Below are 16,313 nucleotides of genomic sequence, written 5' to 3'. Positions count from 1 at the left end.
GCACCCATGCGCAAGCCGTACGTCCGCCTCCTCAGCCTCCTCGGCCTGTTCCTCGGCCTCACCGCCGTGCCCGCCCATGCCGCCGACAACGGCAGCTGGTCCGTCTACCCGGTCGCCTCGAAGGTCGCCGCGCGGCCCTGCTTCTACCTCTCGGCCGAACCCGGCCAGACCCTCACCGACAAGGTCGCCGTCCAGAACAGGACCGGTGAGCCGCTCACCTTCCGGCTCTACGCGGCCGACGCCTACAACACCGCCCGCGACGGCGGTTTCGCCGTGCGGACCGTGCGGGAGCGGATGCTCGGGGTGGGCGCCTGGGCCCGGCTCGCGCAGTCCCGGGTCACCGTGCCCGGGCGTACGACCGTCACCGTGCCCTTCACCCTGCACGTTCCGGAAGGGGCCGAGCCCGGTGACCATCCGGGTGCCGTCGTCGCCCTCGACGAACAGGTCGACCCCGGCAGCGGCAGGCTCGCGCTCGGTGTGCAGCGGGCCGTCGGCGCCCGTGTCTACCTCCGGGTCGGCGGGCCCGCATTGCCCGCGCTCTCCGTCGGGCAGGTGCACATCAGCCATCACCAGCCCCTGATCCCGGGGTTCGGTGCCGGTACGGCCACCGTCTCCTACACCCTGCACAACACCGGAAACGTCACCCTCGACCCCAAGGTGGAGCTGACGGTGCGCGGGCTGTTCGGCCGTACGCTGCTCGACCGCCGGCTGACCCGGGTGCCCTCCGAGCTGCTGCCGGGACAGCGGGTCCGGCTCACCGAGACCTGGCGGGGGGCGCCCCAACTCGACCGGGCCGACGTGACGTTGACCGCGAGCGCGCCGGGCACCCGGCAGTCGGCGAGCGCCACCTTCCTCGCGCTGCCGTGGCTCGTCGTGGCGCTGGTGTGCGTCGCGGGGGTGGCGGCCGGGGTGCTGCTGGTCAGAGCGCGTCGGGGCCGCGTTCGCCGGTCCGCACGCGTACGACCGTCTCCACGGGCACGGCCCACACCTTCCCGTCCCCGATCTTCCCCGTCCGCGCGGCACTGACGATCGCGTCGATCACGGCGTCGGCGTCCGCGTCCTCCACCACGACCTCGATACGCGCCTTCGGCACCAGGTCGACCCGGTACTCGGCCCCCCGGTACACCTCGGTGTGGCCGCGCTGCCGGCCGTAGCCGCTCGCCTCGGTCACGGTCAGACCGTGCACGCCCAGCTCCTGCAGGGCGGTCTTGACCGCGTCCAGACGGTACGGCTTGACGATCGCGGTGATGAGCTTCATGCCTGGGTGTCGACCTTCTGCGTGCTGGCTGTACTGAGGACGGAGTGGGAGACCGGGGCGCCGTGGCCCAGGACGCCGTGATCGTATGCCGTCTCGGCGTGCACCGTAAGGTCCAGGCCGGTGTGCTCCTGCTCCTCGCTCGCCCTGAAGCCCATCGCCTTGTCCAGCAGCTTGCCGAGCGGGGTGAGCCCGCCGCCGTAGGAGAGGCCCTCCGTGCCGCCGGTCATCGCCTTCTGGGCGAACAGGCCGATCAGCAGGGTGCCGATGACGCCGCCGACCAGGTGGACGCCTACGACGTCCGGGGAGTCGTCGTAGTTCGGCTTGAACCTCCAGCTCACCGCGTAACTTCGGACGACACCCGCGGCGACGGCGACGACCAGCGCGCCGAGCAGGGAGACCGTGCCGCGGGACGGGGTGATGGCGACCAGGCCGGCGACCGCGCCGGAGGCGGCGCCCAGGGTGGTGGGGTGGCCGTCGCGCTTCTGCTCGACGAAGAGCCGGCCGAGCAGACCGGTGCGGCCGGCCGCGAGGGTGTTCGAGGAATGCGGCGGCCGCCGGCCCGTTCGCGCCCAGCGCCGAGCCCGCGTTGAAGCCGAACCAGCCGAACCAGAGCAGACCGGCGCCCAGGATCACCATGGGCAGGTTGCGCGGACGCATGGCGTCCTTCTTGAAGCCGAGGCGGGGGCCGAGGACCAGGCACAGGGCGAGACCGGAGGCGCCGCAGGTGATCTCGACCGGCAGACCGCCCGCGAAGTCGAGCGCGCCGAGCTTGTCCCGGATCCAGCCACCCGGGCCCCACGCCCAGTGGGTGACCGGAACGTATACGAGCAGGGTCCAGAGCGGCACGAAGACCAGCCATGCCGAGAAGCTCGTCCGGTCGGCGACCGCACCGCTGATCAGCGCGGCGGTGATGATCGCGAAGGTCAGCTGGAAGGTGGTGAAGAGGAGGGCGGGGTCCGTGCCGTGCACGCTTCCCGGGCCCGGGCCGCTCATACCGGCGTGGCCCAGGGTGCCGATGAGCCCCGCGAAGGCGTCGTCCCCGAAGACGAGGGAGTAGCCGGCCGCCAGTCACACCACCGTGACCAGGGCGATCGACACGAAGCTCATCATCAGCATGTTGAGGACCCTCTTCGTGCGGACCATGCCGCCGTAGAACAGGGCCAGGCCCGGTGTCATCAGCAGGACGAGAGCGGTCGCGGCGAGCAGCCAGGCGGTGTCGCCGGTGTTCACTCGGGGGCCGGGGACCGCACGGTGCGGTCGGGCCTCGTGGATCAGGGACAATGAACGGCATGAGCGTTCGTACCCCGTCATCCGAAGAGCCGGCCGAGACCGTCCACCGCGCCGGCTTCGCCTGCTTCGTGGGCCGCCCCAACGCGGGCAAGTCCACCCTCACGAACGCTCTGGTCGGGCAGAAGGTGGCCATCACCGCGAACCAGCCGCAGACGACGCGGCACACGGTACGCGGGATCGTGCACCGGCCCGACGCCCAGCTGATCCTCGTGGACACCCCCGGGCTCCACAAGCCGCGCACACTGCTCGGCGAGCGGCTCAACGACGTCGTACGGACGACGTGGGCCGAGGTGGACGTGATCGGCTTCTGCCTTCCCGCGAACGAGAAGATCGGCCCCGGTGACCGCTTCATCGCGAAGGAGCTGGCCGGGATCAAGAAGACGCCGAAGGTCGCCATCGTCACCAAGACCGACCTCGTCGACTCCAAGGCCCTCGCCGCGCAGCTGATCGCGATCGACCAGCTGGGCCAGGAGCTGGGCATCGAGTGGGCGGAGATCGTCCCGGTGTCGGCGGTGGGGGCCAAGCAGGTGGATCTGCTGGCCGGCCTCCTGATCCCGCTCCTCCCCGAGGGCCCGGCCCTCTACCCCGAGGGCGACCTCACGGACGAGCCCGAGCAGGTCATGATCGCGGAACTCATCCGCGAGGCGGCCCTGGAGGGCGTCCGCGACGAGCTGCCGCACTCCATCGCCGTGGTCGTGGAGGAGATGCTCCCGCGCGAGGACCGCCCGGCCGACCGTCCCCTGCTGGACATCCACGCCAACGTCTACATCGAGCGCCCCAGCCAGAAGGGCATCATCATCGGCCCCAAGGGCAAGCGCCTGAAGGAGGTCGGCATCAAGTCCCGCAAGCAGATCGAGGCACTGCTGGGCACCCCCGTCTTCCTGGACCTGCACGTCAAGGTCGCCAAGGACTGGCAGCGCGACCCGAAGCAGCTTCGCAGGCTGGGCTTCTAGCCGACGGCCTGCTGTGGGGTCATGTCCTGCAGCCCCACCACCCTCAGCAGCTGAAGCCGTTCGTGGGACTCCGTTCCCGGGCGGGCCGTGTGGACGACGAGGAGATGGTGGTGTTCGTGGCTGAGCATGACCTCGCAGTCCAGTTCCAGCAGGCCGACCAGCGGGTGCTGGAAGCGCTTGGTCGCCCGGTCGCGCACGGACACCTCGTGTTCGTCCCACAGGAGCGCGAACTCCCGGCTCGCTGAACGCAGTTCGGCGACCAGCTCGGCCGGTTCCGGGTCGTCGGGGCGGGCGGCGGTCACCGCGCGCAGGCTGGCCACATGGGAGCGCCCGTGCGGCTCGCGGTCCTCCTCCGGGAAGAGCGAGCGCGCGGCCGGGTCCAGGAAGAAGCGCCGCACCAGGTTCCGCTCGTGCCGGGGCCGGGACATCATGTCGCCGACCAGCGCCTTGGCCATCGCGTTCTGGGCCAGTACCTCACCGCAGTCGTTCACCAGCTGCGCCGGAGTGTCGTACAGGCGATCCAGGATCAGCAGCAGACCGGGCCGGACATGCGCCGACGCCGTCTCGCGGCGCGGCGGCTCCTCGCCCGCCAGATGGAACAGGTGGTCGTGTGCGGCGTCGGTGAGGCGCAGCGCACGCGCCAGCGCCGTCAGCATCTGGCGGGACGGGCGCGGACCCCGGGACTGTTCGAGCCGGGTGTAGTAGTCCACCGACATGCCCGCAAGCTGTGCCACCTCCTCGCGGCGCAGACCCGGTGTGCGACGCCGGGCACCCGGCGTCAGGCCCACGTCCGACGGGGTCAGCCGGGCGCGGCCACGGCGCAGGAAATCGGCGAGTTCGGCTCGGTTCACCCCTCCAGCGTGCGGCAGGCCGCCCGGCTTATCCAGGGACTGTCGATCCCCCGATCAACAGGTCTCTCCCGGTCGCTCCCGCCTCGGTCGAGGCTGGTCACCGACGAGAGGAGCACACGATGCTGACATTGGTGACCGGGACGACGGGACAGGTGGGACGCCGCTTCGTGCCCAGGCTGCTGGCACAGACCCGGCCGGGGAGGGTACGGGTCCTGCTCAGGGACGCCTCCCGTGCGGACCGCTTCGCCGGCCTCGGTGCCGACGTCGTGCTCGGCGATCTCCGGGACGACGACGTGCTCGGCAAGGCCGTCGCCGGGGTGGACGCCGTCGTGAACATCGCCGCCTCCTTCCGTGGGGTGCCCGACGAGGAGGCCTGGGCCGTCAACAGGGACGCGGCCGTGACCCTCGGGCGGGCCGCGACGGCCGCCGGCGTACGGCGGTTCGTGCAAGTCAGCACCGGGGTCGTGTACGGCACCGGACGCGGGCGCCCGATGACCGAGGACGACGAGATCCGGCCCGGCGGCGAGATGTGGGGCGCCTACGCCGAGTCCAAGGCGGCGGCGGAACGGGAGCTGCTGGCGCTGGAGGGCGGCATGGAGGTACGCGTCGGCCGCCTTCCCTTCGTCTACGGCGAAGGCGACCCGCACCTCGCCGACTCCCTGCGCTGGGCCGCGAACTGGGCCTCCGCCCAGCGGCTGCAGATGGCCCACCATGTCGACGTCGCCCAAGGGCTGCTGCGCCTGCTGTACGCACCGGCGGTGAACGGACCCCTCCACAACATCGCCGACGACGCCCCGGTCACGGCCGTCGAGCTGCACCAGCTCAACGGCGTCGAGGTGCCCGCCGGGATGTACACCCGGACCGACCCCGACCCGTGGTTCGGGATCATGTCCACCCGGAAGATCCGACGGGACCTGGGCTTCCGGCCGGTCTACCCGACCGTCTGGTCCGCCCGCGACGCCGGCGCCCTGTGACACCCTTCGGAAAGCATCACTCGACCCCCTTGATCCGCCCCACCAGCACCGCCCCCGCCACCCCGATCACCGCCGCCACCAGGTACAGCGCCCGGTAGCCGCCCAGGTGGGTGACGATCGGCGCGGCGAGGGCGGGAGCCGCGACCTGGGGCAGGGCGTTGGCCACGTTGATCACACCGAGGTCCTTGCCCCGGTCCAGCGCCTTCGGCAGGACGTCCGTCATCAGCGCGAAGTCGACCGAGGTGAACACGCCGAAGCCGACCCCGAGGACCGCCGACGCGACGATCGCGCCCGGCCAGGTCTGCCAGCCGGCCAGCGCCGCCGTCGCCACCGCCATCAGCAGCCCCGACCAGACGACGAACGGCTTGCGCCGGCCCACCCGGTCCGACCACACCCCGCCCACCACGACGGTCGCGATCAGCGTCACGCTGTTGACGGCCGTCAGGATCAGCACCCCCTGACCGGGGTCGTGGCGGTGCAGGCGGTCCCGCAGGTAGTACAGGAGGTACAGGAGCACCAGGGAGTTGCTGAGGTTGATCAGGAACCGGGTCAGCCAGGCCCAGCCGAGGTCGGGGTGGCGGCGCGGGCTCAGCCAGAAGCCCGCAAGGAAGCCGCGCCAGGACCATGGCGGCCGGTCCTCCTCGGCCAGCCGCAGATCCTCGTAGCGCAGGACGTACGGCAGTACACCCGCCGCCGTGCACACCGCGCACGCCAGATACCCGGCCCGGATCCCGCCTGCCGCCGTCGCGAGGCCGGTGCCGCCGACCACCCCCAGAATCTGTGCCGCTCCCAGCCAGCCGCCCACCGCGCCTCGTTGGAGCCGGGGCACCCGGTCCGGCACGGCCGCCGTCACGGCGGCGAACGCCGCGTTCAGCGTGAGCTGCACCAGGCACCAGGCCGCCGCCATGGACCACACGCCGCCCGCCTCGGTGAGCAGCAGCAGGGACAGCGCGCCGCCCGCCGCCCCGGCCACGATCCATGGGGTACGGCGGCCCCGGCGGGCCGTCGTCCGGTCGGACAGGGCACCGAAGACCGGGTTCGCGAGCAGCGAGACCACCGCACCGGCGCCGGTCACCCAGGCCAGCATCGTCTCCTTGGACATCCCGGTGCCGGGCGCGAAGTCCCCGGCCTGGGAGGCGAGCAGGATCTGCAGCGGCCCGAACCAGCCCACCCAGATCGCGCCGTTGGCCAGCGAGAGCGCCGCCGTCCAGCCCCGGCCCACCCGTTCGACCGGCTCAGCCAGGGCAGCGGCGGCCGAACCGCCGACCGTGGTCATCTCTGGGCCCGGAGCACGTCCCGGAACCAGCGGTAGGAGGCCTTCGGGGTGCGCTCCAGCGTCCCGTAGTCCACGTGCACCAGGCCGAAGCGGCGCGCATGGCCCTCGGCCCACTCGAAGTTGTCCAGCAGGGACCACACGAAGTAGCCGCGCACGTCCACCCCGGATTCCAGGGCGGTGTGCAGGGCCCGGATGTGGGCGTCGAGGTAGGCGACGCGGTCCTGGTCGTCGATGCCCTCGTAGGAGCAGCCGTTCTCGGTGATGACGATCGGCGGGAGCCTGTCGCCGTAGCGGTCACGGAAGCCGGTCAGCAGCTCGGTGAGGCCCTCCGGGACGATCGGCCAGCCGAAGTCGGTCGTCGGCCGGCCCTCGATCTCCCTCACCGAGAAGGGCAGTTCGGCGGGCAGCGCGAGGCCGCCGTACTCGCTGTCGGTGCCGCCGGGTGCGCCCACCTTCGTCGGCGCGTAGTAGTTGATGCCGTACCAGTCGAGGGGCTCGGCGATGACCTTGAGGTCGGCGGTCATGTCTCCCGGCATCAACTCGCCCATTCCGTCCGGGTATTCACCGAGGATGATCGGTTCGGCGAACAGGCGGTTGAGCAGGAGGTCGTAGAAGCCGGCCGCCTCCCGGTCCGCCGGTTCGGCGGAGGCGGGCCAGGTGGGGCCGTGGGAGTTGGCGATGCCGATGTCGCTCGCGCCGGCCGCGCGTAGGGCCCGTACCGCGAGACCGTGGGCGAGGAGCTGGTGGTGGGCGACCGGGAGCGCGTCGAAGAGGAGCCGCTTGCCGGGAGCGTGGGCGCCCAGGGCATGGCCCAGCAGCGTGTGTTCCGCAGGCTCGTTGAGGGTGATCCACTTGCTCACGCGGTCGCCGAGGCGCTCGGCCACCACGCTCACGTACTCGGCGAACCGGTCCGCCGTGTCCCGCCGCAGCCAGTCCAGTGAGGCGGGCAGATCCCAGTGGAAGAGGGTGGGCACGGGCCGTACGCCCGCCCCGCACAGCTCGTCCACCAGACGGTCGTAGAAGTCCAGGCCGCCGGGGGAGTTCACGCGGGGCCAGGAGACCGAGAAGCGGTACGCGTCCACGCCGAGGGCGGCGAGCAGGGCCACGTCCTCGCCGTAGCGGTGGTAGTGGTCGCAGGCCACCGCCGCCGTCGAACCGTCCTTCACCCGCCCCGGCTCGGCCGTGAACACGTCCCACACGGAGGGTTCGCGCTCCCCGGCCGCCCCCTCGATCTGATGGGCCGAGGTCGACACACCCCACAGGAAGCCGCCGGGGAAGCGGGGGAGCGGGGCGGGGGCCGGATCGCCTGCGTCAGTCGCCATGGCCGGGATCATCCTTACCCCCGGTAACGGAAGTCAATGCCCCGGCGGCAACCCGGTGGTCACGCCCCTTCCCTCAGCACGCGGGACACCAACTCCCGCTGGTCCTCGGTGAGTCGGGGGTCGGCCGCGTACACCGTGCGGCCGTCCACGGTGATCTCGTACCGGAAGCCGTCCGGGACGCCGGCCGGCGGGGAGCCCTGGCCGGACGCGAGGACGCGTTCGGCCAGGGCCTGCCAGGTGAGGGCGTCGGGCCGGTCCGAGGTGTCCACCTCGGACCGGCGCTCGATGCCCGCGAAACCGCCCGTGCGCCGTACCTGAATACGCATGGGTCCCTGTCTAGTACGGATGGTGCGGAATCAGGAAGTCGGCACCTTGACCTGCGACCAGGCGCCGAGGACGGCCTTCGTCTCCTCGCCCTCGCCGTAGCGGGACCTGGCCGCGGCGGCCGTGAGCCGGGCGAAGGCCGCGAAGTCCGCGCCGGACGCCAGCTCGCCACCGGTGAGCACGTCGTACCAGATCTGTCCGGCCTTCTCCCATGAGCGCCCGCCGATCGCCGTGGCGGCCAGGTAGAAGGCGTGGTTGGGGATGCCGGAGTTGATGTGCACGCCGCCGTTGTCCTGGCTGGTGCGGACGTAGTGGTCCATGCTCGCCGGCTGCGGGTCCTTGCCCAGGTTCGGGTCGTCGTACGCCGTGCCGGGGGCCTTCATGGAGCGCAGCGCGGTGCCGTGCACGCTCGGGGCGAGGAGCCCGGCGCCGATCAGCCAGTCGGCCTGGTCGGCGGTCTGGCCGAGGGCGTACTGCTTGATCAGCGAGCCGAAGACATCCGAGACCGACTCGTTGAGGGCGCCGGACTGGCCGTAGTAGTCCAGGTTCGCGGTGTACTGGGTGACGCCGTGGGTCAGCTCGTGCCCGATCACGTCGACGGGGATGGTGAAGTCGAGGAACGTGGTGCCGTCGCCGTCGCCGAACACCATCTGGTCGCCGTTCCAGAAGGCGTTGTCGTAGTTCTCGCCGTAGTGCACGGTCGCGTTCAGCGGCAGGCCCGCGCCGTCGATGGAGTGCCGGCCGTAGGCCTTCAGATACAGCTCGAAGGTGGCGCCCAGGCCCGCGTGCGCGCGGTTCACGGTCGCGTCCTTGGCGGGCTTGTCGTCCTCGGAGTGCACCTTCTTGCCCGGCAGGGTCTCCTGGTGCCCGGCGTCGTAGATGGTGCGGTTCGGCTTGTCGGAGGGGGCGGCGGCCGGTGCTGCGGCGGTCGTGCGGACGGCTGTGATCCGGCGCCGGGTGCGCTGGGCGGCGTCCCGCTCCAGGGTGCGCAGGGCGGACTCGGCGATGGCGGGGTCGTCGTGCCGGGCCAGCTGGTCGAGGAGGTGTGGCGGCACGATCGTGCAGAAGACGGGCTCGAAGCCCCCGTTGGTCGTCATGCCCCGCACCATCGCACTGTGTGATTTCGATGTCACTAGGTGCCACCATGATTGGTGAAATACCGGGACAGGGAGCGCCACGCTCCGTGACATTGTGGTACGGCGCACTTTTTGTCCATTTTGTGACACCGGTCCCGCATACTGGACCGCGTCCCCGATTCCGGGGCGGCTCGGCTAGGCTGCTGCGCATCATGCGTTACGGGCTGCTTCTCCTTAGCTGCCGCGGCGAGGGCCTGTAGTCGAGGCCGACTCCCTCCCCGCGGTGCTTGGCGTTGCGTCGTCGGCCGTCCATCCGGACATCCGGACACCCTGAGGAGCCCACGCATCATGGCGAACCGCCAGCAGCCCAGCAGCATGCCGATCCACAAGTACGGCCATTACGAGCAGGTCGACATCCCGGACCGCACCTGGCCTCAGAAGCGCATCACCGCCGCCCCCCGCTGGCTCTCCACCGACCTGCGCGACGGCAACCAGGCCCTGATCGACCCCATGTCGCCCGAGCGCAAGCGCCGGATGTTCGACCAGCTGGTCAAGATGGGCTACAAGGAGATCGAGGTCGGCTTCCCGGCCTCCGGCCAGACCGACTTCGACTTCGTGCGCTCGATCATCGAGGAAGAGGGTGCGATCCCGGACGATGTCACGATCTCCGTGCTGACCCAGGCCCGTGAGGACCTGATCGAGCGGACCGTGGAGTCCCTGAAGGGCGCCAAGCGCGCCACCGTGCACCTCTACAACGCCACGGCCCCGGTCTTCCGCCGCGTGGTCTTCCGTGGCTCCAAGGACGACATCAAGCAGATCGCGGTGGACGGCACGCGGCTCGTCATGGAGTACGCCGAGAAACTGCTGGGCCCCGAGACCGAGTTCGGCTACCAGTACTCGCCGGAGATCTTCACCGACACCGAGCTGGACTTCGCGCTGGAGGTCTGCGAAGCGGTGATGGACGTCTGGCAGCCCGGCCCGGGCCGCGAGATCATCCTCAACCTGCCCGCCACGGTGGAGCGTTCGACGCCGTCCACGCACGCGGACCGCTTCGAGTGGATGGGCCGCAACATCTCCCGCCGCGAGCACGTCTGCATCTCCGTCCACCCGCACAACGACCGCGGTACGGCCGTGGCGGCGGCCGAGCTGGCGGTGATGGCCGGCGCCGACCGCGTCGAGGGCTGCCTGTTCGGGCAGGGCGAGCGCACCGGCAACGTCGACCTGGTCACCCTGGGCATGAACCTGTTCTCGCAGGGCGTCGACCCGCAGATCGACTTCTCCGACATCGACGAGATCCGTCGTACGTGGGAGTACTGCAACCAGATGGAGGTCCACCCGCGCCACCCGTACGTGGGCGACCTGGTCTACACGTCCTTCTCCGGCTCCCACCAGGACGCCATCAAGAAGGGCTTCGACGCCATGGAGGCCGACGCGAAGGCCAAGGGCGTCACGGTGGACGACATCGAGTGGGCGGTGCCGTACCTGCCGATCGACCCGAAGGACGTCGGCCGCTCGTACGAGGCCGTCATCCGCGTCAACTCGCAGTCCGGCAAGGGCGGTATCTCCTACGTCCTGAAGAACGACCACAAGCTGGAGCTGCCGCGCCGGATGCAGATCGAGTTCTCCAGGATCATCCAGGCGAAGACGGACGCCGAGGGCGGTGAGATCACGCCGAAGGAGATCTGGGCGGTCTTCCAGGACGAGTACCTGCCGAACCCGGACAACCCGTGGGGCCGTATCCAGGTCAGGACGGGCCAGTCGACGACCGACACGGACGGCGTGGACACCCTCACGGTCGAGGCCACGGTCGACGGCGAGGACACGGTCCTGACCGGTTCCGGCAACGGTCCGATCTCGGCCTTCTTCGACGCCCTGCAGTCCATCGGCATCGACGTACGCCTCCTGGACTACCAGGAGCACACGATGAGCGAGGGAGCCTCCGCACAGGCCGCCTCCTACATCGAATGCGCGATCGACGACAAGGTCCTGTGGGGGATCGGCATCGACGCGAACACGACGCGTGCGTCGCTCAAGGCGGTCGTCTCCGCGGTGAACCGCGCCGCCCGCTGACGGCTCTGACCGGGAGTTTCGGGGCACCGACCGCTGTATACGGCGGCCGGGGCCCCGTCTGTTATCGGCCACAGGGCCGGGCAGGTCACAGAAAGGTCTCTTCCGGGGTACTGACTCAGCCTCCGTGATGTGGCTAACATCACGCCAGCGCGGCGATGTTGCCGTGCGGTTACGGAGGTGCGACGTGCTGCCAGTACGGGGACGAGACGGCCGTGCCGCCAGGGCTGTGCACATCCTGCGCATCCGCACCGCGTGGACTCCCGTCGGGGACGGCGAGTTCTACTGCCCGGGCTGCGGAGGCGACCGCAACTACCAGCGGCTCACCGGACGCCGTCGGCTCACCCTGCTCGGGGTGCCCCTGCTGCCCCGCGGGTCCACCGGACCGGTCGTGGAGTGCGCCGCCTGCCGCCACCACTACGGCACCGACGTCCTGGACCACCCCACCACCCGCCGCTTCTCGGCGATGCTCCGCGACGCCGTGCACACCGTCGCCCTCGCCGTGCTCGCCGCGGGCGGCACCTCCTCCCGTACGGCCCTGGAGACGGCCGCCGCCGCCGTCCGCGCGGCCGGCTTCGACGGCTGTACCGAGGAACAGCTGGCCGCGCTGGTCGACGCCCTCGCCGCGGACACCGGCCGGGTGCTCGGCGGGGAGTGCGGCACGAGCCTGACGATAGAGCTGCACGAGGCCCTGGACCCGCTCGCCCCGCACCTCGCCCCCGCCGGCCGCGAGTCCCTCCTCCTCCAGGCCGCCCGCATCGCCCTCGCCGACGGCCCCTACACCCCCGCCGAACGCGACGCCCTCACCACGGTCGGTGCGGCCCTGACGATCTGCTCCGACGATGTGACCCGCCTGCTGGCTGCGGCGAGGACGCCGTCCTGATCGCCGGGCGCGGGGAACTGCGCGACCAGCCACGACGGCGCCGCAGGCGAGCGACGGCACATCGCGGCAATTCCAGCGGAGCACTCAGCGGCGGATGAGGCCGAGGCCGGTGGCGGTGGCCACGGCGGCGGTACGCGAGTCGACGCCGAGCTTGGTGTAGACACGGGCGAGGTGGGACTTGACCGTGCCCTCCGTGAGGTGGAGGCGCCGGCCGACGGCCTGGTTGGACAGACCCTCGGCGACCAGGGCGAGGACTTCGGTCTCGCGCCGGGTCAGTGAAGTGCCGGGCGCGCGCAGCCGGTTCATCAGCCGGTCCGCGACCGCCGGCGCCAGGGCGGTGCGCCCGGAGGCGGCCGTCCGTACGGCGGCGGCCAGCTCCTCCGGAGGGGCGTCCTTGAGCAGGTAGCCGGTGGCGCCGGCCTCGATGGCCGGGAGGGTGTCGGCGTCGGAGTCGTAGGTGGTGACGATCACGACCCGGGGGGCACCCGGCCGGGCCGTGATCGCGGCGGTGGCCTCGGCGCCGCCCATCCCCTTGCCGAACTGCAGGTCCATCAGCACGACGTCGATGTCGCCCACGGCGGCACGGGCGACGGCGTCCTCGGCGGTCGCGGCCTCGGCCACCACGACGAGACCCGGCTCGGTCTCCAGCACGGCCCGCAGTCCGGCCCGCACCACGGGATGGTCATCGGCGAGAAGGAGACGGACGGGACGTTCGGTCAGGGCGGGGTGCTCGGTCACGGGCGGGCCTCGGTCTCGGCCGGCGGGGCCGGCCTGGTCTCGGTGTCGGTGTCGGCGGGCGGCCCCTCGGTCCCCGTGGGCCGGGTGAAGGGCAGGCGGGCCGTCAGGGTAGTGCCGCGGCCAGGGGCGGAGTCGATGGTCAGGGTGCCGCCCAGGGCGTGGAGGCGGGTGTGCATGGCGGTCAGGCCGAAGCCGCCCGTCTCGGGGTCGGGGGCGGGCAGCCGGGCGGGGTCGAAGCCGATGCCGTCGTCAGCGACGGTGAGGGTGATGCGGTCGTCCAGGGCTGCGAGGGTGACGTCCACGGTGGTCGCCTGCGCGTGCCGGACGGTGTTGGCCAGGGCGGACTGGGCGACGCGGAGCAGGGCGACCTCGTGCGCCGTCGGCAGGGGAAGCGGATCGGCGGTGAGGTGGAAGCGGGTCGTCAGGCGGTGGCGGGTGCCGGTGGTCGCGCACAGCCGTTCCAGCGCGTCCGCCAGGGTCGTGCCCTCCAGCGCGGGCGGGGCCAGCGCGGCGACGAAGCGGCGGGCCTCGGCGAGGTTGTCGACCGCGGCCTGGCGGGCCTGGCCGACGTGGCGTACGGCGTTCTCCGGGGCGCCCGGCAGGTTCCGTTCGGCGGCGCGCAGCAGCAGCTGGATGCTGGACAGCCCCTGGGCGAGCGTGTCGTGGATCTCCCGGGCCAGCCGTTCCCGTTCGGCCAGCACCCCCGCGGTGTGCTGGGCCTCGGCCAGGTCCGCGCGGGTGGCCGTGAGCTCCTCGATCAGGCGGCGGCGCCGCTCGCTCTCCCGGTACAGCGCCTGGTACCCCCACACCACCGCGACCGCGACGGCGGCCCCGAGCGCCGGTCCGATCGCCATGGCCGCGCTGAAGGAGCCCTGATGGGCGGCGAACGCGGTCACCGCGGCCAGCGCGGTCGCGGCCACCGCGGCCAGGCCGGTCCGGCGCGGCAGCAGATGGAGCTGGAGGAAGTACAGCGGGAAGGCGACCCACACGCCGTCGGCGGACAGCGCCAGCAGCCCCAGCCACACCGCGCCGACAGCGGCCAGCCACCACGCGGCGGCCCGCCGGTCCCCGCGGATCCGGGGCAGCAGCGGACCCGCCGCGTACACCAGCCCGCACCCGGCCGCCACGGCGACGGTCGGCCCGGCATGCGGCAGGGGACCGGTCACGGCCCGGACGGCGGTCAGCGCGAGCAGGCCGACGACCAGCAGGTGCAGGCACCAGGACAGGGCCCGGGTGGTCGGGGTCAGGGCGGGGGCGGCGGTGTTCACAGTCCTTCCAGCGTAAGGAAGCGATCCGCGACCGTGCCTCTGCCGAAAGTTGCAATCCGTACGCCGTCTTCCGGCCCGCGAAGTGCCCTCCGCCGCCAGATGCCCGAGCGGGGCGCGGACGGCGACGGTGGAGGCACATCACACACCACGTTCACCACCCCGGAGAGCAGCCGAAGCCGTGTTCGTCGCCTGGAGAGACCTGAAGTTCGCCAAGGGGCGGTTCGCCCTGATGGGGACCGTCATCACCCTGATCACCCTGCTGGTCGGGCTGCTGTCCGGACTGACCGCCGGCCTCGGCCGGCAGAACGTCTCCGCGATCACCGGCCTGCCCGCCGACCGCATCGCCTTCGAGGCCCCGGGCCACGGGCAGAGCCTGTCGTACACCAACTCCACCGTCACCGCCCGGCAGTGGGACCAGTGGGCGAGAACGCCCGGCGTCACCCGCGCCGAACCCCTCGGGATCGCCACCACCAAAGCCACCGCGGGCGACCGGAGCACCGGTGTCTCGGCCTTCGGCGTCCGGCCCGGCTCCCACCTGGCACCCGACGGCGGAAGGATCCACGGGCACGCGGCGGTGCTCTCCGCCACGGCCGCCGACGACCTCGGCCTCAAGCCCGGCGACACCTTCACCCTGGCCGGACAGACGATGTCCGTGGCGGCCGTCCGGGGGGACGCCTCCTTCAGCCACACCCCGGTCATCTGGACCGGCCTCACCGCCTGGCAGCAGCTGGCACCTCCCAGCGGGGCCGGCGACGGCCCGGCCGCGACCGTGATCGCCCTGGAGACCACCGCCGGAGCCGATCTCACCGCCGCCGACCGGACCATCGGCACCAGGACGGTCGCCAAGGACGACTCGCTGTCCGCGATCGGCTCCTACACCTCAGAGAACGGCTCCCTGCAGCTGATGCGCGGCTTCCTGTTCGCGATCTCCGCCCTCGTCGTCGGCGCCTTCTTCACCGTCTGGACCATCCAGCGCAGCGGCGACATCGCCGTCCTCAAGGCGCTCGGCGCCTCCACCGCGCACCTGCTCAGGGACGCCCTCGGCCAGGCCGCCGTCCTCCTCGGCGCCGGCACCCTCCTCGGCACCGGCACCGCCGCCGCGCTCGGCGCCCTCGTCGTGGACCGCGCGGTGCCGTTCCTCCTCACCCCCGCCACCGTCCTCGTCCCCGCCGCCGTGATGATCCTGATCGGCGCGCTCGGGGCCGCCCTGTCCGTCCGCCGTATCACCTCCGTGGACCCGCTGACCGCCCTCGGGAGCGCCCGATGAGCCTGCACCTGTCCGGCATCACCCTCACCTACCCCGACGGCGAGGACCGGCTGACCGCCCTAGACCAGGTCACCCTGGACGTGCCCAGGGGCACCCTGACGGCCGTGGCCGGCCCCTCCGGCTCCGGCAAGTCCAGCCTGCTCGCCGTCGCCGCCACCCTCGTCACCCCCGACGCCGGCACCGTCACCGTCGACGGCGTCACCACGACCGGTCTGAGCCGCCGGGACCTGACCGAGCTGCGTCGCCGCACGATCGGCATCGTCTTCCAGCAGCCCCATCTGCTGCCCGCCCTCACCGCGGCCGAGCAACTGGAGGTCATGGCCCGGATCGACGGACGCCCACGGGCCGCGGCCCGCGCCCGGGCCAGGGAACTGCTGGCCGCCGTGGGCCTCGACGCCCAGGCCGGCCGGCGCCCCCACCAGCTCTCCGGCGGGCAGCGTCAGCGGGTCGGCATCGCCCGGGCCCTGATGAACGACCCCGCCCTGCTCCTGGTCGACGAACCCACCAGCGCGCTCGACCACGAACGCGGCGCCGCCGTCGTCGACCTGATCACCCGTCTGACCCATGAGCGGGCCATCGCCACCGTCCTGGTCACACACGACCGCACCCATCTGACGGCCGCCGACGAGATCGCCGAAGTCCACGACGGACGGCTCGGTTTCCCCACGGTGGCCCGCTGAACGGGCCCCCGTCGTGGGGAGTGCCGCACGTCCGTCCGCCCTCGGTACGGGCGTGGGATACGAGGCGCGGCCGGTGGTTGCGGAGA

General features: G+C 72.0%; 15 protein-coding genes and 1 pseudogene. 7 read left to right on the top strand and 9 right to left on the bottom strand.

Going from position 1 to position 16,313, the window contains the following annotated elements; translation table 11 throughout:
* Positions 1-6: 6 nt before the first annotated feature.
* The gene (locus AV521_RS27345; RefSeq protein ID WP_076091695.1) at positions 7-1,026 is read left to right on the top strand and encodes a DUF916 domain-containing protein; all 1,020 of its coding nucleotides are present in this window, start codon (positions 7-9) and stop codon (positions 1,024-1,026) included.
* Here the strand turns inward: AV521_RS27345 and AV521_RS27340 are convergent.
* Both AV521_RS27340 and AV521_RS27335 read right to left on the bottom strand, forming a co-directional pair.
* Positions 920-1,258, bottom strand: a complete 339-nt coding sequence (locus AV521_RS27340; protein WP_076091693.1) for a P-II family nitrogen regulator — start codon at positions 1,256-1,258, stop codon at positions 920-922. The genes AV521_RS27345 and AV521_RS27340 overlap by 107 nt on opposite strands.
* Positions 1,255-2,434 (bottom strand): annotated as a pseudogene (locus AV521_RS27335) (ammonium transporter). Before AV521_RS27335 ends, AV521_RS27340 begins: the two are co-directional and overlap by 4 nt.
* 113 nt (positions 2,435-2,547) lie before the next feature.
* Here AV521_RS27335 and era point away from each other — a divergent pair.
* Positions 2,548-3,501: a GTPase Era gene (gene era / locus AV521_RS27330; RefSeq protein ID WP_076091866.1), complete on the top strand. Its 954-nt coding sequence runs from the start codon at positions 2,548-2,550 to the stop codon at positions 3,499-3,501.
* Here the strand turns inward: era and AV521_RS27325 are convergent.
* Positions 3,498-4,352 carry a helix-turn-helix transcriptional regulator gene (locus AV521_RS27325; RefSeq protein WP_076091691.1) on the bottom strand — a complete coding sequence of 285 codons (855 nt, stop codon included), beginning with the start codon at positions 4,350-4,352 and terminating at the stop codon, positions 3,498-3,500. The genes era and AV521_RS27325 overlap by 4 nt on opposite strands.
* Positions 4,353-4,471: 119 nt before the next feature.
* On the opposite strand from AV521_RS27325, the gene AV521_RS27320 reads away from it, so the two are divergent.
* Positions 4,472-5,326 (top strand): NAD(P)-dependent oxidoreductase, encoded by an 855-nt coding sequence (locus AV521_RS27320; RefSeq protein WP_076091689.1) that lies wholly within the window; start codon positions 4,472-4,474, stop codon positions 5,324-5,326.
* A 16-nt stretch (positions 5,327-5,342) separates the two neighbouring features.
* On the opposite strand, the gene AV521_RS27315 is transcribed toward AV521_RS27320, so the two are convergent.
* From AV521_RS27315 to AV521_RS27300, 4 genes are read right to left on the bottom strand one after another with little or no spacing between them, the layout of a single operon-like run.
* Positions 5,343-6,602 (bottom strand): MFS transporter, encoded by a 1,260-nt coding sequence (locus AV521_RS27315; RefSeq protein ID WP_076091687.1) that lies wholly within the window; start codon positions 6,600-6,602, stop codon positions 5,343-5,345.
* Entirely contained in the window at positions 6,599-7,924 is a 1,326-nt protein-coding gene (locus AV521_RS27310; RefSeq protein WP_076091685.1) for a GH1 family beta-glucosidase, read from the bottom strand. The genes AV521_RS27315 and AV521_RS27310 overlap by 4 nt, the downstream gene beginning before the upstream one ends.
* Positions 7,925-7,983: 59 nt before the next feature.
* Positions 7,984-8,250, bottom strand: coding sequence for a protealysin inhibitor emfourin (locus AV521_RS27305; protein WP_076091683.1), 267 nt, complete (start codon positions 8,248-8,250; stop codon positions 7,984-7,986).
* A gap of 30 nt (positions 8,251-8,280) precedes the next feature.
* The gene (locus AV521_RS27300) at positions 8,281-9,345 is read right to left on the bottom strand and encodes a M4 family metallopeptidase (RefSeq protein WP_076091864.1); all 1,065 of its coding nucleotides are present in this window, start codon (positions 9,343-9,345) and stop codon (positions 8,281-8,283) included.
* A 327-nt stretch (positions 9,346-9,672) separates the two neighbouring features.
* On the opposite strand from AV521_RS27300, the gene leuA reads away from it, so the two are divergent.
* Both leuA and AV521_RS27285 read left to right on the top strand, forming a co-directional pair.
* Positions 9,673-11,394, top strand: a complete 1,722-nt coding sequence (gene leuA, locus AV521_RS27290) for a 2-isopropylmalate synthase (RefSeq protein ID WP_076091681.1) — start codon at positions 9,673-9,675, stop codon at positions 11,392-11,394.
* A 184-nt stretch (positions 11,395-11,578) separates the two neighbouring features.
* Complete coding sequence (locus AV521_RS27285) at positions 11,579-12,274, top strand: TerB family tellurite resistance protein (RefSeq protein ID WP_076091679.1); 696 nt, start codon at positions 11,579-11,581, stop codon at positions 12,272-12,274.
* An 84-nt stretch (positions 12,275-12,358) separates the two neighbouring features.
* Here the strand turns inward: AV521_RS27285 and AV521_RS27280 are convergent, their stop codons facing one another.
* Both AV521_RS27280 and AV521_RS27275 read right to left on the bottom strand, forming a co-directional pair.
* A complete protein-coding gene (locus tag AV521_RS27280; protein WP_076091862.1) occupies positions 12,359-12,994 on the bottom strand; it encodes a response regulator transcription factor in 636 nt (211 codons plus the stop codon).
* A 14-nt stretch (positions 12,995-13,008) separates the two neighbouring features.
* On the bottom strand, positions 13,009-14,280 hold the full coding sequence (locus AV521_RS27275) for a sensor histidine kinase (protein ID WP_076091677.1): 1,272 nt from the start codon (positions 14,278-14,280) through the stop codon (positions 13,009-13,011).
* A 178-nt stretch (positions 14,281-14,458) separates the two neighbouring features.
* Between AV521_RS27275 and AV521_RS27270 the strand changes: the two genes are divergently transcribed.
* Both AV521_RS27270 and AV521_RS27265 read left to right on the top strand, forming a co-directional pair.
* Entirely contained in the window at positions 14,459-15,547 is a 1,089-nt protein-coding gene (locus tag AV521_RS27270; RefSeq protein WP_076091675.1) for an ABC transporter permease, read from the top strand.
* Positions 15,544-16,227 (top strand): ABC transporter ATP-binding protein, encoded by a 684-nt coding sequence (locus AV521_RS27265; protein ID WP_076091673.1) that lies wholly within the window; start codon positions 15,544-15,546, stop codon positions 16,225-16,227. Before AV521_RS27270 ends, AV521_RS27265 begins: the two co-directional genes overlap by 4 nt.
* Positions 16,228-16,313 lie beyond the last annotated feature (86 nt).

Source organism: Streptomyces sp. IMTB 2501 (assembly GCF_001953885.1).
Lineage (GTDB): Bacteria > Actinomycetota > Actinomycetes > Streptomycetales > Streptomycetaceae > Streptomyces.
This window is presented reverse-complemented; position numbering and strand designations above follow the sequence as displayed.